The sequence below is a fragment of the Vibrio cidicii genome, from assembly GCF_009665415.1.
GTDB classification, from domain to species: Bacteria; Pseudomonadota; Gammaproteobacteria; order Enterobacterales; family Vibrionaceae; genus Vibrio; species Vibrio cidicii.
This window is the reverse complement of record NZ_CP035922.1, coordinates 884,755-905,418: the sequence shown is the minus strand read 5'-3', so window position 1 is coordinate 905,418 and position 20,664 is coordinate 884,755. Positions and strand designations below refer to the sequence as shown.

19 protein-coding genes and 4 tRNA genes are annotated in these 20,664 nt (G+C 47.0%); 15 read left to right on the top strand and 8 right to left on the bottom strand.

Features of this window, described 5'->3' with window-relative positions; translation table 11 throughout:
* Positions 1-2 precede the first annotated feature (2 nt).
* On the top strand, positions 3-1,277 hold the full coding sequence (locus EWA64_RS19585; RefSeq protein ID WP_052079232.1) for a TadE/TadG family type IV pilus assembly protein: 1,275 nt from the start codon (positions 3-5) through the stop codon (positions 1,275-1,277).
* Position 1,278: 1 nt separating this feature from the next.
* A complete protein-coding gene (locus EWA64_RS19580) occupies positions 1,279-1,845 on the top strand; it encodes an OmpA family protein (RefSeq protein ID WP_061894545.1) in 567 nt (188 codons plus the stop codon).
* Between the two features lie 131 nt (positions 1,846-1,976).
* Here the strand turns inward: EWA64_RS19580 and EWA64_RS19575 are convergent, their stop codons facing one another.
* Positions 1,977-2,447: an RES family NAD+ phosphorylase gene (locus tag EWA64_RS19575; protein ID WP_061894546.1), complete on the bottom strand. Its 471-nt coding sequence runs from the start codon at positions 2,445-2,447 to the stop codon at positions 1,977-1,979.
* Positions 2,447-2,899 carry an Xre family toxin-antitoxin system antitoxin gene (locus EWA64_RS19570; RefSeq protein ID WP_061894547.1) on the bottom strand — a complete coding sequence of 151 codons (453 nt, stop codon included), beginning with the start codon at positions 2,897-2,899 and terminating at the stop codon, positions 2,447-2,449. Before EWA64_RS19570 ends, EWA64_RS19575 begins: the two co-directional genes overlap by 1 nt.
* A 224-nt stretch (positions 2,900-3,123) precedes the next feature.
* Between EWA64_RS19570 and EWA64_RS19565 the strand changes: the two genes are divergently transcribed.
* The 6 genes from EWA64_RS19565 to EWA64_RS19540 all read left to right on the top strand — a co-directional run bounded on the left by EWA64_RS19565 (position 3,124) and on the right by EWA64_RS19540 (position 10,929).
* Positions 3,124-3,197, top strand: a tRNA-Cys gene (locus EWA64_RS19565).
* A gap of 259 nt (positions 3,198-3,456) precedes the next feature.
* Complete coding sequence (locus EWA64_RS19560) at positions 3,457-6,075, top strand: glycoside hydrolase family 31 protein (RefSeq protein ID WP_244881469.1); 2,619 nt, start codon at positions 3,457-3,459, stop codon at positions 6,073-6,075.
* Positions 6,076-6,241: 166 nt separating this feature from the next.
* Entirely contained in the window at positions 6,242-7,771 is a 1,530-nt protein-coding gene (locus EWA64_RS19555; RefSeq protein WP_061894549.1) for an ABC transporter substrate-binding protein, read from the top strand.
* Positions 7,764-8,708: an ABC transporter permease gene (locus EWA64_RS19550; RefSeq protein ID WP_061894550.1), complete on the top strand. Its 945-nt coding sequence runs from the start codon at positions 7,764-7,766 to the stop codon at positions 8,706-8,708. The genes EWA64_RS19555 and EWA64_RS19550 overlap by 8 nt, the downstream gene beginning before the upstream one ends.
* The gene (locus EWA64_RS19545; protein ID WP_061894551.1) at positions 8,705-9,499 is read left to right on the top strand and encodes an ABC transporter permease; all 795 of its coding nucleotides are present in this window, start codon (positions 8,705-8,707) and stop codon (positions 9,497-9,499) included. Before EWA64_RS19550 ends, EWA64_RS19545 begins: the two co-directional genes overlap by 4 nt.
* A complete protein-coding gene (locus tag EWA64_RS19540; protein WP_061894552.1) occupies positions 9,496-10,929 on the top strand; it encodes an ABC transporter ATP-binding protein in 1,434 nt (477 codons plus the stop codon). Before EWA64_RS19545 ends, EWA64_RS19540 begins: the two co-directional genes overlap by 4 nt.
* Positions 10,930-11,013: 84 nt before the next feature.
* Here the strand turns inward: EWA64_RS19540 and EWA64_RS19535 are convergent, their stop codons facing one another.
* Positions 11,014-11,565: a TetR/AcrR family transcriptional regulator gene (locus EWA64_RS19535; RefSeq protein WP_061894553.1), complete on the bottom strand. Its 552-nt coding sequence runs from the start codon at positions 11,563-11,565 to the stop codon at positions 11,014-11,016.
* A 94-nt stretch (positions 11,566-11,659) separates the two neighbouring features.
* Here EWA64_RS19535 and EWA64_RS19530 point away from each other — a divergent pair, with 94 nt between their 5' ends.
* Positions 11,660-12,130, top strand: a complete 471-nt coding sequence (locus tag EWA64_RS19530) for an HPP family protein (protein WP_061894554.1) — start codon at positions 11,660-11,662, stop codon at positions 12,128-12,130.
* A 175-nt stretch (positions 12,131-12,305) separates the two neighbouring features.
* Here the strand turns inward: EWA64_RS19530 and cydX are convergent, their stop codons facing one another.
* From cydX to EWA64_RS19515, 3 genes are read right to left on the bottom strand one after another with little or no spacing between them, the layout of a single operon-like run.
* On the bottom strand, positions 12,306-12,398 hold the full coding sequence (cydX, locus tag EWA64_RS19525) for a cytochrome bd-I oxidase subunit CydX (RefSeq protein ID WP_039463097.1): 93 nt from the start codon (positions 12,396-12,398) through the stop codon (positions 12,306-12,308).
* A 19-nt stretch (positions 12,399-12,417) separates the two neighbouring features.
* On the bottom strand, positions 12,418-13,554 hold the full coding sequence (cydB, locus tag EWA64_RS19520; protein WP_061894555.1) for a cytochrome d ubiquinol oxidase subunit II: 1,137 nt from the start codon (positions 13,552-13,554) through the stop codon (positions 12,418-12,420).
* Positions 13,555-13,564: 10 nt separating this feature from the next.
* The gene (locus tag EWA64_RS19515; RefSeq protein WP_061894556.1) at positions 13,565-15,151 is read right to left on the bottom strand and encodes a cytochrome ubiquinol oxidase subunit I; all 1,587 of its coding nucleotides are present in this window, start codon (positions 15,149-15,151) and stop codon (positions 13,565-13,567) included.
* A 353-nt stretch (positions 15,152-15,504) separates the two neighbouring features.
* On the opposite strand from EWA64_RS19515, the gene EWA64_RS19510 reads away from it, so the two are divergent.
* The 6 genes from EWA64_RS19510 (at position 15,505) to EWA64_RS19485 (ending at position 18,763) form a co-directional block, all read left to right on the top strand.
* Positions 15,505-15,591, top strand: a tRNA-Leu gene (locus EWA64_RS19510).
* A 14-nt stretch (positions 15,592-15,605) separates the two neighbouring features.
* Positions 15,606-15,679: transfer RNA gene (locus tag EWA64_RS19505), tRNA-Cys, on the top strand.
* Between the two features lie 355 nt (positions 15,680-16,034).
* Entirely contained in the window at positions 16,035-16,559 is a 525-nt protein-coding gene (locus EWA64_RS19500) for a PAS domain-containing protein (protein ID WP_061894557.1), read from the top strand.
* A gap of 11 nt (positions 16,560-16,570) precedes the next feature.
* Positions 16,571-18,052, top strand: coding sequence for a methyl-accepting chemotaxis protein (locus tag EWA64_RS19495; RefSeq protein WP_061894558.1), 1,482 nt, complete (start codon positions 16,571-16,573; stop codon positions 18,050-18,052).
* A 186-nt stretch (positions 18,053-18,238) separates the two neighbouring features.
* A tRNA-Cys gene (locus EWA64_RS19490) sits at positions 18,239-18,312 on the top strand.
* 196 nt (positions 18,313-18,508) lie between these two features.
* Entirely contained in the window at positions 18,509-18,763 is a 255-nt protein-coding gene (locus tag EWA64_RS19485) for a hypothetical protein (RefSeq protein ID WP_061894559.1), read from the top strand.
* A 43-nt stretch (positions 18,764-18,806) separates the two neighbouring features.
* On the opposite strand, the gene EWA64_RS19480 is transcribed toward EWA64_RS19485, so the two are convergent.
* Complete coding sequence (locus EWA64_RS19480) at positions 18,807-19,595, bottom strand: lipase family protein (protein WP_061894560.1); 789 nt, start codon at positions 19,593-19,595, stop codon at positions 18,807-18,809.
* 62 nt (positions 19,596-19,657) lie between these two features.
* Positions 19,658-20,614, bottom strand: coding sequence for a sensor domain-containing diguanylate cyclase (locus EWA64_RS19475; protein WP_061894561.1), 957 nt, complete (start codon positions 20,612-20,614; stop codon positions 19,658-19,660).
* Positions 20,615-20,664 lie beyond the last annotated feature (50 nt).

Genomic DNA, 20,664 nt, shown 5'->3' with positions numbered 1-20,664 from the left:
ATATGAGCTTAAAAAAACAGCGTGGTGTTGCCGGCGTCACCTTTATGGGGTTGCTTCCTGTACTCATCATCATCATGGTTTTTTCGATGCAGATGACGCAGCGCCACATGGCACACACCAAAATCATTGAAGCGGCGGAAGTTGCGAGTCTCGCGCTTATTGCTAGCCCTAAAGAGAAAGACGAGCAAAACCAAGAGTATGCACAGAAAATCGTCGATCAGTATGTCACAGACAACAAAGGGAAAGTTGAAGTGGCGGTATTTAACCGCCGCTGTGAATATCGTGATGGTTGTGTACAGCGCAGTGGCGAATTAGCGCCGTTTACTGACTTTGTAGTATCAGCGAAAACCTCGCATGACTCCTGGATCTCGTATGAGAGTATGGGGCTGACAAAAGAGTTTGATGTGGCGGGTAGCTCGATCTCTCGCAAGTTCCTGCCACAGCCTTTAGACATCTATTTCATTCTCGATATGAGTGGATCGATGACGGGTACTTGGGGACGCAGTGGCAAAACGCAGTATGATGTGGTGGTTGAGACGATTAACCGCATTGTAGAAGATCTGCGCGAGTTTAAAACGGATAAGAAAAGCCGCGTGGCGATCGTCGGTTATCACCATACCTCAGTGCAAAAGGTAGGGAGCAAGCGTACTGCTTTCGACTACGCGTTTTATCGTACGCCGGGAGAAACGGTGAAGAAAATGTTTTCTCCACCTCAGGTGAGCAGCTATGACTACTCTACAGAGATCAAAACCTTTGAAGATATTCCACTGACCGATGACTATGACGCTTTTCTCGCCCAACTTAATGGCGCGAATTACTATGCTTCAAAATATGGTTTAACAGAATCGTGGCAAGGCATCATCGGTGCGGCGCAAATGGCAGACAAAGCCACCGATCTAAACCCAGAGCAGGTCTTTATTTTGCTTTCAGACGGTGCGGATGGTGACTTTCAACGCCATTTTTTGGTCAACAATCGTTATGACACCGTCACCTTTTCCAATTACCTAAATAGGCTGGTTAAGTTGGGGTTGTGTGAAAACTTAAAAGAACGCATTTCGCAAAAACGTAATGTGTTCCAAAGCAAAAATGCCAGTGATACCGCTTCGAAAACCAAAGTGACCATGGGGGTTATCGGAGTGAATTATGCGGTAAAAAAAGAAGATGGCATTGGTGATTGCTTTGGCCATGACAATATTTATCACGCTCGTCAAGGTAGCGATGTTTATAAATATATTCTCAATCTGATTAACGAAGAAACAGGTAGACTTAAGGATTAAAATGAAAAAAACACTGCCTATTTTAGTGATGGTTGTTCTATCAAATTATGCGTATGCAAACTGTGTAAATACGTCGGAAGAGCAAATTACCACCAAGACACTATTATCGACACATTATAAAACCACTCAATCTGAAGGGACGATTGTGGTTGATAACAGCCAAACGGATGAGCGGGTGCTGAGCAAAGATATCAAGACAGTGCAAGCGAAAAACAGCAGCGAACACTGCTTTTTCGATGAGAAAAAGATGTCGTTAGTGCTCAATTATCAGCACAACAAAGCAGCCTTAACCAGCATCCATCAGGAGGCGATTAAGAGTTACATCGGAATCGCGGATCCTAACCGCAAGATTCTGGTAGAAGGCCATGCAGACAGTACGGGAACGAATGATTACAACCAGCGTCTTTCTGCCAAGCGTGCTAACTTAGTTGCCCGTTATTTGCAAACCGATCTTGGACTGGGTAACCGTATTGTTGAAAAAGCGTTCGGTGAATCTACGCCGATTTGCGCAGCTGAAGAAAATAGACAAAACGGTTGTAATCGTCGAGTAGTCCTAACGCTGGAATAAAGCATGGGCTTTTTAGCCATAGTATTGTTCATCATTATTATGTGTGGCGCTCTTAGCGGAATATAATTTAATGCATAGAAAAGGCACACGAGTTTCCACGTGTGCCTTTTATTGTTTTTAAAAAAGATAGCTTATTTAAATATGCGCTCATCAAAGGAAAATTCTAACTTTTCTGCCAGAAGAAATATATCGTTCATCGATGGATGATTAGGGTTAACCACATAATTTTTATCGCGTGGAGAGATAGCAGAAGGGACCTGCAGCGCAGCAAATTGCGGCTCGGCAACACGGAGAAACTGATCGCCAATAATCTGCGTGGATTCAGTTGGAGGAATGGCGCGCCAGTTGCTTGGCAAATCTTCTGTCGCAAGGGTGGCAATCAGCTCATCGGGCAGTTCGATGCGATAGAGATCATACTGATGGCGGATGTCGGGGCCATGATTAAGGTGAACAAAGACCTCTAAACAGCACAGCGATTCAGATTCGGCAAAATAGAGAGCTTCGCTTCCTTTTGAGTTCCAGCGTCCGCCAAATAATTTGGCTCCAATAGGGTCAAAAGGGCTGTCTGCAAAACGTTTTTGCGTTAAACGATAGAGTTTCATCAGGTAAAAACACCATGTTGCACTCGCCCGATAAGATCCTTTACTTGCTCAAAATCCACCGTTGTTGCCACCATATCCAGAGGGCGTTTGCCACCTAAGCCGTAGACAGACTCACGCATCCATTCAAGAGCACGTTCTTCACTCTCGAACAGATCGCTTGCCAGTTTGATCAGCATTGCCAAGCGGTACATAACGTCACTCTCTTGGGTGCTAAATCGTTCCTGTTTGGCCAGTCTGCGTTTTATAGTACTGAGTGGAATATGGGTAATCGCATGAAACTCACTCTGGGACAGTTGGGCTCTTTGCAAAATATTGCGATAAATGTCCGGGGTGAAACCTTGGTGTACCGACTCGTTTCTCGCCATTTCACTGCTTTCAATGCCCATGTCAAACCAATAACCGCCTTGGTAGTTGGCTTGGGGTTTAAAGGTTTGGAAAGCGCTTACACTCATACCATTTCCTTTTTTGGTTCATATGGTCTGAAAATAATGGTTCAAATGAGCCAAAAAATCAAGCGGTGGATAAAAGTGCAATGAGGGCAAAAGAGCATCGCTTTGGCGTAAATGACAGCAAACAAACGGGTGGTTGCTGATTTTGTTTGACTCTCTCTGCTCAATCGGTAAAGTAGCGACCAAACGGATTAGGGCACTCCTAATACGTTGAATTCAATATCAAAGGCGCGTTGGCAGAGTGGCTATGCAGCGGATTGCAAATCCGTGGACCTCGGTTCGACTCCGGGACGCGCCTCCATTCTCTCTTAAGTTTCTTCTCTTCTTACACTAAGTTTGTTTCTTCTTACCTATACATCTTCTTGTTTCACCAAGATTATTATCGTCATCACACTTTTTGTTGTCTCTTTCTTTTCCCGGGTAAGAAGCTGCGGCATTCTTAGCGTGAATGAGCGTTTTGATATAGGTATTGTCTATATCATCTGCGGTTGAAGCTATTTCTGCTTCGAGACGCGGCTTTATATACTAGCGATAAAATAACGTCTCAATGGATATTTATCGTGAAAACAAGATTAATGCCGATCAAGCTGATCAGTCTGTGCCTGTTGGCAGCGTGCGCGGAGACCAGCCAGCAAAGTCGCGACTTTTACTTGCAAGGCATGCCAAGTTATCAACTCTCTGCTGCCGATGTATTTCGCCTCAATAAAGCGTATCCAGAGCTAAAACTCACTCGTCATTTACGTCCCCTGTTTAATCAAACATTTTATTCTGAAGGGGAGTTTAAGCACGCGTTAAATCAATATCTGCCGGCGGAGCAGCTGGCGACCGTCTATCCCTCCCTACAAGACAAGGCGTTGCTTGCAGCAGAATCGGTTCATATTTCTGTGTTGGCCGACGATGTGCTGAGAATTCGCTTTGGTCAAACGCAAGCACAAACCAACGAGCTGGCCGATTTCAATGCGCTAATTCAACCGTCCACCTTTCATGTCAGTGAAGATGGTGTGACAACGGCAAAACTGAAAGCTGAGGTGGATGGTAAGACGTTGTGTGTGACAGTGAGCAAAAGCAATGGCGAAGCGGTTAACATGCTCTGCCCGAATGGCGATAAGCAAATTTCTCTGCGCACAGTCAATCATTATGACTATCAAGGATTAGGTCAGGAGTTTCAGCAGCCTGGTGTGATTGATGGGCGCTGGAATGGGCGTGTTCGCCAGTCGGGTAATCAGATGAGCGGTTTTAACGGCGGAGCAACGGGCAATACTCAGTTCCCGATTTTGTACGCCGCGAGCAGTAAGCAGAGTGACTTTGCTTTGTACCTTAACAATATTTACAACACACGTTGGGATTTTTCCCGAGAAACCGTGACCATCAAACCAGTTAAAGGTGAGCGTGACTTGCTGTTGATGGTGGCGGATGAGCAAAAAACGCTGCGTGAGCAATACATGTCACTGGTTGGCAAGCCGTTGGTGCCACCGCGGAAAATGTTTGGTTTATGGCTCTCGGAGTACGGTTTTGATAACTGGCAGGAGATGGATGACAAACTCGCGACGCTCCATACCAACCAGTTTCCCATTGATGGCGTGGTGATGGATTTGCAATGGTTTGGCAATGTGCAAAGCCATGATGAGAACAGCCATATGGGCACACTGCGTTGGGATGAGGAAAATTTCCCGCAGCCAAAACAAAAAATTACTGAACTGAAACAGCAGGGCGTGGGCATGATGCTGATTGAAGAGAGTTACGTCAGCTCGGGCCGAGAAGAGCATCAGCAGATGGAAGCCAAAGGCTTTTTGGCGAGAGATCCGCTCACTGGTAAAGCGATCAATACTAATCCTACAGGTGGTGGCCACTGGTGGGGTAAAGGCGGGATGATCGACTGGAGCAATCCAGACGCCGGGCAGTTTTGGCACGAATGGAAGAGACAACCTCTAATTGACATGGGCATCATCGGCCACTGGACCGACCTTGGTGAGCCGGAGATGTACAACAGCAAGGGGGTGTACTATCAAGACAAACCACACGATGACATTCACAACCTCTATAACTACGACTGGCTCAAAAGTATCTACCTTGGCTATCAGCAGGGCCACAATAGCCAAAGACCTTTTATGATGTCACGCTCCGGCGCGCCGGGGATGCAAAAATTCGGGGCAGTGATGTGGTCAGCGGACATTGGATCTAACTTGACCAGCCTTGCCGTGCACGCAGGCCAACAGACCAATATGATGTTATCAGGCATGGATTATTACGGTTCGGATATCGGCGGTTTTCACCGAGGCGGCCTGGGTGTCGCTCCGGATGAGATACCGCAAGTATTGAATGAAACCTATACCCAATGGTTTGCTTACAGCTCAATGTTCGACGTGCCTGTTCGTCCTCACACCGAAAACTTGTGTAATTGTAAGGAAACGGCTCCGGACAGAGTGGGCGATCTCGCCAGTAACCGCGGCAACATTGAACTGCGTTATGAGTTGATCCCATACCTCTATTCACTGGCGCATCGTGCACATCAATATGGCGAAGCGGTCTTTTCCAGTGTGGCGTACCAGTTCCCGAACGATGAAAATGCCGCTAAGGCCACAGCAGAAAAAATGGTGGGTGAGTCACTACTGAGTAGCGCGGTGGCGCAGCTTGGGGCGAAAGAAACCGCGCTCTATTTGCCTAAAGCGCACTGGTTTGATTATCGCACTGGTGAGGATTTGGGCCTGTCGTCTGGTGAAGATAAATCTTTTGCGCTCTATCAGCAGGGGCAATACCGTTTGCCGTTGTTGGCGGCAGAAGGGGCGATTATTCCTTTTGCGCCCAAAGAGAACGAAGTCTCTAGCCAAGTACCCACTCAGTTAGGAGTGAAAATTTTTGGCCAGCAAGACGCAAGCTTTATCCTGTTTGAAGACGATGGTGTAACTCAAGCGTACTTAAACGGCGAGATTCGTCGTACAGAGCTGTCGGTCAAAGTACAACCTCAACAAGTGCAACTGCACATTCGCACGCAAGGCGATTACACTGGCGCACCCGAAAAAAGATCGATGCGCATTCTGTGGGCGCTGGATAGTAGAGAAGTGCAAGCGGTGCAGCTCAATGGTCAGCCACTGGATTCATGGAAAAGAGTCGGTCACTGGCTAGAGATTGACACGCCTGAGCTAGCAACAGCTCAAGAGCATTTGATCACCGTGATCTAGTGTTCGCCAAAACTTGCCTGCCATCGGTGGGCAAGTGTTCTTCTTCACCAACGTCTTCTCTTGTCCGCTCAACTCTCCCTGATAAATAAAAATTATTTTCATTTGTTTTGCTTTCTTTTGTTATGTTATAACATATTTTTATATTTTAAATCACCATAGAAAAGAAATGAAAAAAATCGTCGCTCTACTGGCAGTGGTTGCCATAACTTATTTAGCTTGGAGTATCTCCAGTTCTAGCCCGGAGAATAACCGTTTAACCATTTCAGGTCCGTTTGAGTTTCACGGCATGGATATGTCTAAAAATGGATATATTTTCAGCCGCTTAGGCATCACACAATCGTTAACTCAACTCGAAAGCAATGGAGAGATTGCACCGTTACTGGCGCAATCTTGGCGTCGCAATGAGCAAGGTACACGATGGGAGTTTTTGATTAGAGAAGGGGTCAAGTTCCATGACGGGCAGCCTCTGACGGCCGAAGATGTGTCAGCGTCACTTCAACGCGCACTGAAAAAACCGGGCGTGTTTGCTAAAGTTCCGGTGGCCCAAATTGAAGCCAACGGTCAGCAACTGGTGATTGAACTGACCTCAGCTTATTTCCCGCTGCTTAACACCTTAGCGCATTTCAGTTTAGGTATTCTCTCTGCCGACTCATTCGACCCGGAAGGTCGTATTGTCAAATTGAATGCGACTGGGCCTTACCAGTTGGACAATTTAGTGGTGCCGCACAAGTTGAGTGCCAAGCGCTTTGAATCGTTTTGGGGCAAATCGGCGAAGATTGCGCAGTTAGACTATGTGGCAGGCCACCGCTCTGAAAGCCGTGTGCTGGAGCTGCAAAGTGGCCAGTCTGACATCGCCTATTCGATTGATGCTATCAGCAAGCAAAACTTGCAAAGTGCTAAGAATGTAAAGGTACAAAGCGTCAATTTGCCACGGACGATCATGTTGAAGCTGAATAACCAGCACCCATTGTTGTCTGAGACAAAAGTCAGACAAGCGATCAGCTTGGCCGTGGATCGCACAGGCATTGCCCAAAGCATTCTATACGCGCCAGGCAGTGAAGCTTATCAACTGTTTAGTCAGGCGCAAAAAGCGTGGCATATAGAGCAACCAACCGCGAAACGTGATGTGGCGCAAGCGAAAGCACTGCTCGAAGAGCTGGGGTGGGAGAAAAATGCGCAAGGCTGGCTTGAGCGTCAAGGGCGAGAGTTCGCGCTTAATCTGACCACTTACGCCGACAGACCAGAACTACCACTGATCGCGACCGCGTTACAAAGCCAACTGGCGGAAATCGGTATCCGTTTGCACGTCAGTATTGATAACTCCAGCGTGATTCCGGCAGGTCACCATGACAACAGTTTGCAAATGGCGCTGGTGGCGCGAAACTTTGGCCTGACTGGCACACCGCTACCACTTCTCTATCAAGACTTTAGCGATGAAAAAGGCAGTGATTGGGGCCACATGAACTGGTATTCACCACAAGTTCAGCAAGATTTAACCGAACTGATCTCGACCGCAGCAGGTGAAAATCAGCGTGAATTGAGTCAGCGTGTTGCTCGTGTATTAGCAACAGAACTGCCTGTTATTCCTATCGCTTACAGTAGCCAGCACGTCGCTTTTAATCAATCATTGCAAGGATTGCACTTAGACCCATTTGAGATTGACTATCGTCTGTCGGAGTTGCAGTTCCATGATTGACCTGCTGCTAAAACGGCTGTTACAAGCGGGTTTTGTCGCTTGGGCAGTGGGCACCATCACCTTTGTGATGATGAAACTGCTTCCCGGTGACATGGCCTATCGGATTGCGGCAAGCCGCTACGGCTACGATTTTGTCAGCCAAGAGGCGGCCCAAGCGGTCTCTGTGGAGCTGGGGCTAGGGCGCAGTGCGTTTGAACAATATGTGGCTTGGTTGTGGGAGTTATTGCACTTAAATCTCGGCCACTCCTTGGTCAGTGAAGAAGCCGTCAATGAACTGCTATGGCATCACCTTGGCTATAGCCTGATCCTCGCTATTGCCGCACTCGCACTTTCCTTGTTTATTGCCTTTCCGGTCGGCGTCTACTGTGGTCGATATCCGGGAGGGCGCGTGGACAAGATGGTGTTGTTGCTGTCGGTTCTGCTGCGTTCTGCTCCCGTATTTGTGGTTGGGTTGGGGCTGATCATCCTCTTTGCACTGCAACTGGGTTGGCTACCAGTACTGGGATTTGGTCGACCAGAGCATGTGGTTTTACCAAGTTTGGCATTGGCATTGACGCTGGCGGCACTCTCTAATCGGATGATCAAAAACGAAGCGTACTCGGTACTACGTTCGGCCTACTACCGCTTCGCACGCTATAAAGGGTTAGATGAGGTACGAGCGTACGAACGTCACGCGCGCTTGAATATCGCCCTGCCATTGATTGCCTTTATTGGTGTGCAAGCGGTGGGCTTAATTGAGGGGATTGTGATGATTGAGTCGCTGTTTGCTTGGCCAGGCATTGGCCATGCGTTGTCACACGCCATTTTTGCGCGAGATATTCCGGTTATTCAAGGAGCAGCGCTGATGATGGGGCTTTTGTTTGTTGCGATCAACACGGCGGTGGATTTGGCTCAATATATGCTCGACCCGCGCATTCGACAGGAGAAAGTCGTATGACGAGTCTCAATCTTCGCTACCTGTTTAGCGGTGCAATCCTAGTTCTTTTGATGAGTTTTGCTATCTACATAAAGTGGTTTTCCAACCATGATGTCGCTGCGCAGAATCTAAGCCAAGTGTTTCAATTTCCGTCTTGGTCCGAGCCACTCGGCACCGATCATTTTGGCCGTAGCAACGCCGCTCGTTTAGCCGACGCGATTTACAACTCAGTGGTGATTGCTTTAGTGAGTGTTACTTTAGCCGTCACCGTTGGCCTTGTGACGGGGGTGATATCGGGTTGGTTTGGTGGCTGGTTCGACCGAATCGCCTCGGTGTTGGTCAACATGGTGATGGCTTTGCCCGGACTTGTGTTGGTACTACTTCTTGGCGCAATTGTGCCTGGGTCTTACGCATTTTTACTGTTTGGTATCGCGGTTACCATGTGGGCGGAGTTTTTCCGCGTGATCCGCAATAAAACTCAAAGGCTAAGCAAAGCCGATGAATTTGAAAATGCGCGTCTACTGGGTTTTGGTCGTCTGTACCGTTTTCGCGTGCATATATGGCCCTATTTAAAAGCGGATGTCTTTACCTTAGCCTGCTTTGGTGCAGGCAATGCGATTTTGGCTCTCGCAGCACTGGGTTTCTTATATGTCGGTCTTCGTCCGCCTCAAGCCGAGCTAGGTATGATGATGGTAGAACTGTTTCGCTATTATCAGGTCGCACTTTGGGTGCTTATGCAACCCGTTCTGACTCTTATGTTGCTGATTTTTAGCTTTTATTCTCTGGCTCAAACGAAGGAGCGTTTACGATGAACATTCTCAAAGTTGACGCGCTTGCGGTGAAACAGGGAGAAAAGACGGTGGTTCAGCCGCTCTCTTTTGCTCTACAAGAAGGTCAATCCATCACCATTCTTGGTGAAACGGGCTCCGGAAAAAGTTTGTTTGTGAAAGCCATTTTAGGAGATTTACCAGCGAGTTTTGCCGTTGAGGGGGAGCTCTATCTTGGCGATCTTCCTCTCTCAACGCTTAACGCTCAACAGCGCGAGCAGTTGTGGGGCAGAGAGATCGCGGTTTTACCACAAGAGCCGCGTTTGTCACTCAATCCGCTGATGAAAATAGAGCAGCAAGTCAGCGAAGTGTATCGCTGGGTGAGAGGAATGAAACGCGCTGAAGCTAAGGTGCAAACTGATTGTGCGTTTGCTGGTATGCTGCTTGATGATGCTCGGCAAAAGCACGTGCTAGAAATCTCCGGTGGGATGGCTCAGCGCTGTGCGCTACTCTGCGCCCAAGCGGCGGGAGGCCGGTTACTCATCGCTGATGAGCCGACAAAAGGATTGGATGAGCAAAGCAAACAGCAAGTCATCGCTGCGCTGCGTGAAGTAAAAAGACGAGGAGCGCTGATCACCATCACTCACGATTTGCAGGTTGCCGAAGCAGTCGGCGGACAACTTTATGTATTGCGACACGGCCATTGGCTCGCCAAGGAAAAGACATTCAAGCAATGGCAAGCGGATCACAGCGATCACTATTCGCAATCTTTAATTCGAGCCAGTCAGCCCAGTGAGGAGAAACCCACAGCGTGTTTGGCTGAACCTTTACTCGATGTGCAGCAGCTAAGTGTCGGTTTTAAAGAAAGAACTTTGATTCGCGAACTGAGTTTTTCATTGCGTAAAGGGGAGGTAATTGGCTTTTCTGGTCCAAGCGGTTGTGGTAAGTCGACCCTTGCCGATGTGCTGCTTGGATTGAAAAAACCACTTTCGGGCTCGGTGGTTTATCATCAGGACTTTCCACTTGGTAAGCGGTTGAAATTGTACCAAGATCCACCGCAATCTTTTGCACCGCAGTTAAGTTTGTATCGACAGTTATTGGACTTATGCCAATTACATGGCATTGAGCCGAATCTGATAGAACGTTATGCGCAGCAGTTGCACATTGCTGCGGACATTTTGCTGCGTACTTCGGAGCAAGTGTCGGGCGGTGAGCTACAGCGTATTGCGATTTTGCGTGTGCTGCTCTTAAAGCCGACCTTGTTGATCGCCGACGAGCCGACCACGCGTTTAGATCCGCACATTGCAAGAGAGACCATGGAATTGCTGATCCATACCACGCAATCGATAGGCTGCGCGCTAATTTTGATCAGTCACAGCCATCAAGAACTTGAGCGTTATTGTCACAAAAGGTTACGCTTTAGCGATCGTTGTGATGACGTAACTTTAGAGAGTTACGTGTTTAAGCCTCGATAGTCTGGGAAATGTGGCTTGCTGTGACCAGCAGGCCACAAACTAAGTCCATTGTGAACAAGTGTGCGGCCGTTCTCGTTCAGTCGCTCATACTTCAAAAGTACCCAAGATCTGGATGCACTGCTCTGCCACTTGTTCACTGTTGCCGCTCAAATGAGCGGTAACAATCGCCCCTTCTTTTAAAAGACAGATGGCATCCAGCAAGAGCGGATTTTCGCTTTGCAAGTGATGCGAGATGATCGCGCGAACCTGCTGTTTATGCAGGAGACAAAAGCGAGCGATCTCACTGTCTAGGTCACTGAACTCCGCCGAAGTATTGATAAAAAAGCACCCTCTGAACGTGCCGAGTTGTGGCTCTTGGTGGGTAAACCAGCTTTCTAGTGCATGAAACAGACGTGCGATCAAATCATTGTCCGAACTCGCATCCGCTATTTTCTGCTCAAGCCAGCTGGCAAAGATTTGGTGCCTTTGCTGCAGTGCGGCCAGTACCAGGGCTTCTTTGCTCGGGAAATGTGAATAGAGTGTGCGTTTGGCGACGCCCGAAACCGTCAGTACTTCATTGATGCCAATCGAATTGATCCCATTGGCGTAAAAAAGTGCCAGCGCGGTATCGATAAGCAATTGTCGTTTTTGGCTCATGTGTCTCTCCTTTGAAAAGCATATTGACAAAAGTAGACCGATTTGTCTATTTTAGTTTTGTAGACAAATCGGTCTACTTTGTTTGGAGGTTGAAATGAAAAATTTTGTGATGGCACTTCTCGCCGGGCTAGGCGCATTTGTGGCGATAGGTTTGCTCTCTTTTTTTGATGCGGCGATGAGTGATGTCGCTTTGTTGATGGCACCGTTTGGCGCAACGGCGGTGTTGGTTTTTGGTGTGCCAGATAGCCCCTTAGCACAAGCAAAAAATGTGATTTTTGGTCATATGATCACGGCGATTGTCGGCATTGTGTTTGCTCAATATGTGGGGGTCACACCATTAACATTGGCGTTAGCGACTGGTGTCGCGGTCAGCGCTATGCTGCTCAGCAAAACAACGCACCCACCCGCTGGGGCCAACCCGCTGCTGATTATGCTGTCTGGGCAAAGCTGGCCGTTTTTGTTCACCCCCGTTTTGATTGGCGCAACGTTGATTGTTTTAGTCGGCAAGGGAATGCAACTCCTGCTCGAATGGAAAGCGAAGAGCAGAGTGCCAGCGATAGTTTGAAAACATCAGACACAGCCCTGACAGTTGGCTTCAATGGCAATCTGCCCTCGATGGGGAGGGCAGTTTGCAAAGCGGCTGAGCGATTAAATTCTGTTAGCGAGAATAATTTGTAATAACGAATCTATTTTTCATCCTCACGCCGGTTGAAGCAACGGACGTGAGGTTGAGATCGGATCTAGTCAGCAAGACGCTTTTCCAGATTGATGAGATGTAAAACGGCGAAGGTCGACGCCAAAAAAAGACCTAAAATCCAAATGAAATACCACATCGTTATGCCTCTTGGTTGTCTAATAAAGTGAATGTTTATGACGTTCGATATAAGCACTGTCCAGTCGCCCAAACATGGTGCGATAGCTAAACGCCGTATAGCAAACGATGATCGGAACCATCACAAACGCGACACCCGTCATGATATTTAAGGTGAGTTCGCTGGATGTCGCGTCCCAGAGCGTTAAGCTGTGGTTTGGATTCACGCTTGATGGCACGATGAAAGGAAACATGGCAAACCCAGCGGTTAAAATAATGCATGCATTGGACAAACTCGCACCAAGAAAGGCCGCAGCGTCGTACCTCCTTCTCGCGCTCAATAGCGAGCCAATGGGGAGGAGCAGACTACCTAGTGGGGCAAGCCACATCCAAGAGTAACGTGTAAAATTAGTCAACCAAGCTCCTGTTTCTGTCATGACTTCCTTGTTCAGTGGATTTGATACGGCAGTGTGCGCTGGTGAATCCACTATCACATACCCCTCAATATGACTGACCATTAATCCGCCTATGCTTAAGAGGATCACGACGCACAGTGCACTGAGCTGAGTTGTTGTCTGAGCTTTTTTGTAGAGCGTGTCGGTTGTTTTCAACATTAGCCAAGCACTGCCTTGAAGCCATACCATGGATACGCCGACAAGACCGCATAGCAAGCTGAAAGGATTGAACAGTGCTAACAGAGAGCCATGGTAGTTAACCATCAGCAGGCTGTTGAGAGTGAAAGGTAAACCTTGCAGCAGGTTAGCAAACGCCATTCCAAATAGAAATGGGGGGATGAAGCCTGACAAAGAGATGGCAACATCGCATGTAGCACGCCAACGCAGGCTGTCTATTTTAGCCCGATACTCTAGTGCTAAAGGGCGCAACCATAGGCCAGCCAGTGTTAAATACATAGCGAGGTATAAACTGGCAAAAGAGGTCGCATAAACGAGCGGCCAAGCAGCAAACAGTGCACCGCCAGCAGTGATTAACCAGACTTGGTTACCATCCCAGTGAGGGGCGATAGAGTTGATCATCACCCGTCTTTCCGATTCTGTTTTGCCAAGAATCGGCAACATGGCTCCAACCCCCATATCAAAACCGTCGGTCACCATAAAGCCAATTAAGAGAAGGCCAATTAAAGTCCACCAAATCAGGCGCAGTGTGTCGTATTCAAACATGCATTGTCTCCTAGAGTTGTACGGTGTGTGTCAGTGTGCCTTTAAGCGAAGTTGGTGTTTGTTCATAGTGATAACGGCCTGTTTTTAAACTGCTTGGACCTTTGCGAGCAAACTTAACCATCAAGTAGCTTTCTACTAGGATGAATAGCGAATACAAACTTAAGATGAGGGCTAAAGAGGTGGCGAGATTTTCAACCGTTTGCGCTGACGCGGCTACGGTGACCGGGAGCACTTCACCAATGGCCCAAGGTTGCCGGCCGTATTCGGCCACAAACCAACCAGACTCGATGGCAATCCAAGGCAGAGGAATTGACCAGAGCGCCGCCTTTAATAGCCAGGGTTTTTGTTCAATGTTATTTCGGCAGGTCTGTAGGAATGCTGCGCCAAAGATAAACAACATCAAAAAACCGCAGCCAACCATGAGACGAAAGGACCAGAACAAGGGCCAAACGGTGGGAATGGAATCCTCGGCAGCTTGGTGGATCTGTTGCTCAGTGGCATCAGTCACTTCATTGGTATAGCGTTTGAGCAACAGCCCATAGCCGAGATCGTGTTTGGCTTGTTCAAAAGCTTGCTTTGTCGCATCAGAATGGTCGCCTTCATGTAAGCGTTTTAACAGTTCATAGGCGGTAATACCGTTGCGAATGCGCGCTAAATGCTCGTCGCGAAGATCACTTAGCCCAGTGACTTGCTCATCCAGCGATCGGGTGGCGATGATCCCCATTAGATAAGGAATTTTTACCGCGTAGTCCGTTTTGCCCTCCTCTTGGTTTGGGAGACCAAACAGAGTGAAAGCTGCGGGTGCAGGCTCGGTATGCCACTCAGCTTCAATGGCGGCCAACTTTACTTTTTGTACGTCGCCAAGTTTGTAACCCGATTCATCACCGAGCACGATTACCGAGATGATCGATGCCAAGCCAAAACTGGCCGCGACGGCAAACGAACGGCGAGCAAAAGCGACATCTCGACCTCTAAGTAAATAGTAAGAACTGATGCCAAGGATGAACATCGAACCACAGGTGTAGGCAGAAGCAACCGTATGAAGAAATTTTACCTGTGCAACGGGGTTAAGCACCACCTCGGTAAAGCTAGTCATCTCCATTCGCATGGTTTGATAGTTGAACTCTGCGCCAATCGGGTTTTGCATCCAGCCATTCGCCACCAATATCCATAAGGCAGAAAAGCTCGAGCCCAGCGCGACCAACCAAGTGACAAGCAAATGTTGACGTTTAGATAAACGCTCCCAGCCAAAAAAGAACAGCCCGACAAAGGTTGATTCAAGGAAAAAGGCAACCAGTGCTTCAATTGCCAATGGTGCACCAAAAATGTCCCCCACATAATGAGAATAGTAGGACCAGTTGGTTCCAAACTGGAATTCCATGGTTAAGCCAGTTGTTACACCTAAGGCAAAATTAATCCCAAACAGCTTTCCCCAAAAACGCGTCATATCTCGGTAGATAGTCTTATCGGTCAGCACATAGAGCGATTCCATGATGGCCAGCAAACAAGACATCCCGATCGTCAATGGGACAAAGAGAAAGTGAAACATGGCCGTTAACGCGAACTGCAAACGGGATAATTCAATGACATCTATCATAAAGCTCCAAACATCAAAACGATGGCTTTCATGTAAACAATGGGAGGATATTTCAGCACAATTTTTTTACTTCGGACTAGAACAGATCGCCCGTTAAAAAACAGAACAGATGGACAGACAGATAAGAACTGAGGTTTCAAATAAAACCGAGGATGAACAAAGTTTCGTGGTTTAGGTCTGTTCAACCCTTGTACAGATTGCTTGATGAATAGACGGGGTGGGGTGCTTTTTAAGCAGTTGAATCAATTAAATTAAATTTCTTGTTGACCTAAAAACTTATTCCGTTAAAGTACGCCTCGTTCTCGCGGCAAAGCTCGCTAGAACAGATGGTGTCTTCCATCGCAGTATGCGTTGCCCTGGTGGTGAAATCGGTAGACACAAGGGATTTAAAATCCCTCGACTTTCGAGTCGTGCCGGTTCAAGTCCGGCCCGGGGCACCATCCATTTCCTTACAGGCGCGTTGGCAGAGTGGCTATGCAGCGGATTGCAAATCCGTGGACCTCGGTTCGACTCCGGGACGCGCCTCCATTCTTTGTAATATCCTTTATTCAAATCTATACTTTCCTGTTTCTAAAAACCTCAACTTTGCTTGATATCTATTCTCGGTTCATATCTATTCTCGGTTCGATTATCCCTCTCTGTCATGCTTTCACATTTTTTTGCCAAATATAGTGGTTGCCAGTAGTGGTTGCCAGCACACTTTTGCAAGGCCGTCGGCGGTTTTTTACAGCCAATTCGCTGGGAGACTTTTGCTCCTTAATGTCTTAGTTTGTTAAAGCTCTACCTTTTAGAAAAAACTTATTAATTTAGCGGATATTATCTTGATAGTACCTTGATTGAGCATATAGTTATCAACAGTTTTTGTAAGTATTTAGGGTGGAAAATGTCAGTACATCAAGAGAAAGAAGTTGTGTTTTCACGTGATGAAATGATCGTCAGCAAGACGGACATTCAAGGAAAAATCACCTACGCCAACCGTACTTTCATGCGGGTATCCAATTATTCTGAATTGGATCTGCTTAATCAAAACCACAGTATTATCCGCCATCCTTCTATGCCGAGAGGAGTGTTTTATGGTCTGTGGCACACCATAAAATCTGGGCAGGAGTTCTTTGGTTTCGTAAAAAACTATACCGCCGATAAAAACTACTATTGGGTGTTTGCCAATGTGACCCCGGATTTGATTAGAGGTAAAGTCGTGGGCTACTACTCCGTGCGTCGTTCACCATCGAAGGAAGCGGTTGCTGCTGTAAGCAAAATTTATCAGCAGATGTTAGATCAGGAGGGCCGACTCGATAGAAAAAAAGCGCCCGAATCGTCCTGGAAGTGGTTAAACGAAACGATCCAAAAAGAACATAAGCAAACTTATGAAGAGTTTGTTCTCGACCTGTATAAGCAATCTCGTTAAGAGGAAAGATGATGAGAACCAGTAACGTTAGTAAGAAGTTCTTGCTCCTCAGACACAAATTCATTCTTATCTGTGGCTTTTTTGTTGTTCTGACCACGTTGTTGTCAAGTGCGAACTTATATTTGTACGGCATGAATACACTGAACATCGTTATTCCCGTCGTGACTTTACTCTTCGCTCTTTATGCTCACTACGATTACCAACGTCCACTTCAAGTGCTTGAGCGAATGAGAGAAGCCTTGTCTGAAGCAAAAAAAGGCAATATTCATGTACGTATCACCAATACACGCGGTCTTGGTGAAATAGGCCACGTTGCGTGGGAGCTCAACGATCTACTGGATATTGTTGAAACTAACTTTAAAGAGCTTTCAAACACTTTTGAGAAGACGGCCAAAAATCAATTTCACCGTGACGGTTTGCATGATGGGTTACCGGGTGAATTTGCCACCACGATGAAGAATATTAATAAAGCCGTTCGCTCAATGCATGATGCATATATTTTTTCTCGTCAAAATCGACTTCGTAGTGAGTTACATCGTACGAATACCTCCAACTTGTTATTAAAATTGAAAAATAACCAGCAAGAAATGGTGACTTTGTCGGAAAAAATGGATGATGTGATCTTAATTTCGACAGAGAATCGTGACGGTGCGGAGCATAGTAGCGGCTTGGTGAGCGGCTTAAGCAGCGAACTTGAGAGCATGAATACACGCATGAAACAGATGGGTGAGCGAGCACAGAAGCTGGGTAAAGACAGTGTGCGCATTTCCGAGACGGTAAGTATGATTACCGACATCGCTGAACAAACCAACTTGCTAGCGCTGAATGCGGCGATTGAAGCGGCACGTGCCGGTGAGGTAGGGCGTGGATTTGCTGTGGTTGCGGATGAGGTTCGTTTGTTGGCCGACAGAACTCGCACCTCAACCTCCGAGATTAGCGGTATCATCTCTTCACTCACCACGCAGATTTCGGATATGGTGAGACAAACACTTGAAGTAGAGAAGTACACTCAAACCGTTAGTGATACAGTGGATAACTTCTCGGTGAACTTTGAGCGGGTGGCGAAGTCGTCTCAGGAAACCATTTCTCTTGTTAATCAAACTAAAGATGTCGCCTTTGCTTCACTGGTTAAACTCGATCACATCATTTATATGCAAAATGGCTACATCGGTTTGGAACAAAACGGTCAAGGGAACGAGGCGCATGCTGTGGAAGTGGGTCACCACGATTGTCGTTTGGGTAAATGGTATTACGAAGGGCAAGGTCTGGCGTCCTTTAGCCATTTACCCTCTTATCGCCGCACAGAACCTTATCACCGCGATGTACATAATTATGTGCAAAAAGCGATGTCTTTGGTGACACAAGATTGGATGCACGATGATGAGGTGCTGAGTGCCTTGGTTGGTGCCATTGAGAAAGCGGAAGCCGCCAGCCATAACGTGGTGAAAGGAATTTCTGATATGGTTGATGAAAAGCATAGAGAAAGACACTGAACACCATGTTTGCTCTTGGCTATGCGAAGAAATTGAAGCGTGATTGGGCAATCTGCTGGGTTAATCGCCAGTTAAACGGCCAAGTACCATTTTATCGTTGACCTTGCCTAAATATCCGCTAAAGTACGCCTCGCTTTGAAGGGAAATACTTCAAGCGAGGCGATTTTTTATCCCTCACTCCTCACAGGCGCGTTGGCAGAGTGGCTATGCAGCGGATTGCAAATCCGTGGACCTCGGTTCGACTCCGGGACGCGCCTCCATTTATTTCTCCAATCTCTTTTTTCAAGTGGATTTGTTCTAATCCTGGTGGACTTGAATGAACCCCTTTTCTTGCTAATCTCTAAACTGTTGTTAAAGCGAAACGGTCAACTGAATAGTCAGTAACGGCTTGTATTTGATAATGTTTGGTTATAAATTGTTTACGACTTATTTATAAAACGGTTTAGGAAGTAAAGCATGGAATCGCTCGCAAACGTTTTGGTTGTCTTCATCATATTTGCTGCCATTTTTGGCAGTGGAATGTTGAAAATTGTGCTCAATCATAGAGAAAAAGTAAAAGCCCTCGAACTGACAAACACACGCAAATCGTCAACAACAGAGAATGACGAGTTGCGTTTGCAAGTTGAAAAGTTGACTCAGCGCGTGGTCGTACTTGAGAAAATTGTCACCGACCAAAAATACCAACTCGAAAAAGAGATCGCTTCTTTGTAACAGTAACGCAGGCCAGTTTGTTGGCCTGTTTTTGTTTTTGTTGTTAACGCTCATCAAAAAAATCTTTATTTCTAATGTACTTGCTCATCAGATGATAGGAAAAGGGCCTCAGGACCCAACTGAGTAGCGAGCGTCCTAGTCTTTCGTAAGTCGGGGTGTTCTCAAAAATACGTCCGTTGTATAACCAAAGCATTTTACCAGCATGCCAGTAAAGAAAGGGGACGGGCGGCATAAAGGTGACGATATCGAGGTCGCAGCAGATGCGGTAGGTTTTGTGCGCCAAAACGTAATGGCGTGGAAAACGCCAGTCGCCAATCGCAGGCTGACCAAACGTGACTACACGTTTGATGGATTTGGGGTACTTGCGCTCTAGGTAGTCAGCAAAAACACAGCCAATCGCTCCTCCAGAGGAATGGCCAGTAATGGTGATGCGTTTTCCTTCAAATAACAGCGGTACTACCGTTTGTTCAAGCTTGTCTAACACGCTCATACCGAGCGTATCGGCATTACGTGACGGTTGGCTCTCTTGATGTAACAGATGGTAAAAACCAGCATGGATACGGTAAGGTAGATCTAAATGACGGCAACTTCTCGTCCATAATGCAAAGTTAAGCAGCCAGTCACTGAGACTGTGAGAGCCTTTTATCACCACCACCGCTTCATCCGAGTCTTTACTCCACAACACTCGGATCATGGTTTTACCAAACTGATTTTTGATAATGCGTTGTCCGTTCGGATCAAACCCGTAGCGAGTCTGTTTGAATACTCTCGGGTAGGCAAGGCTGCACAGCACGGCATAACGTTCATATTGATAGCGTTTTAGCGGCTTCACAAAAGATACTCTACGGGAATGGTGCCGCTAGCATATAAAGCGTTTGTGAAAATTAAATGACCTTAATCATTGATGTCGACAAAGGCGACGCTGTTTTTACCGCTTTTCTTTACTCGATACATGGCGGCATCGGCTTTTTCATAAATATCATCAAATGGCTGGCCCGCGCCTTGAAAGAGGCAAACACCAATACTTAATCCAATGGAAACTTTAGGCGCAAATTCAAACGGCTTAGAGAGGCGAGAAAGAAGCTGATCGCAGATGTGCATTATCTCACTGCGTTCAACGTATTGGCATAACATCACAAATTCATCACCGCCTAAGCGGCCAATTTGGCTGTTTGTCTGCGTCACTTGTTTGAGGCATTGCGCAACGGCAATAAGGACACTGTCACCGATTTTGTGTCCCAACTCATCATTGATACTTTTGAAGTTGTCCACGTCAATGAAAATAAGCGCCCAGCGTTGATCACTAGATACGCTTGTCTCGGCATAAAATTGTTTTTCGAGCGCACTGCGATTGAGCAGTCCAGTCAACGGATCGCTGTCTGCCAGCTTAGCGAGCTGCTGCTCGTAGCGCTTTTCTTGGGTAATGTCGATGTGCGTGCCCATCATTCGTAGGGGAGCGCCGCTGGCATCGTACTCTACCACTCGTCCTCGATCAGAAACCCAATTATCACTGCCATCCTTGTGGATCATGCGATGAACAACCTGATATAAGTCAGTTTTTCCGGCTAGATGGTCTTCAAAAGCGCCTACTGCAAGATCGTAATCATCAGGATGTAACTTGCTTTTCCAGGTCTCGACGGTGGCGGTTAACTCGTGCAATTGATAACCAAGCATTTTTCCCCATTCCATATTGAAAATAGTGAGTGTGCCTGTTGGCACATGTTGTTCCCACAAGCACAAACCTGTGCCGTCTAAGGCAACATGCAGTTTTTCTTGAAGCCGAGCGTTTGCCTGCTTCAATTGTTGGATCTCTTTCTCCAACTGCTTAATTTTTAATAAATATTCTTCCATGGTCCACACCGATAGCCTGTGCCTTATCAGAAGTGAAAATAAGTCACACT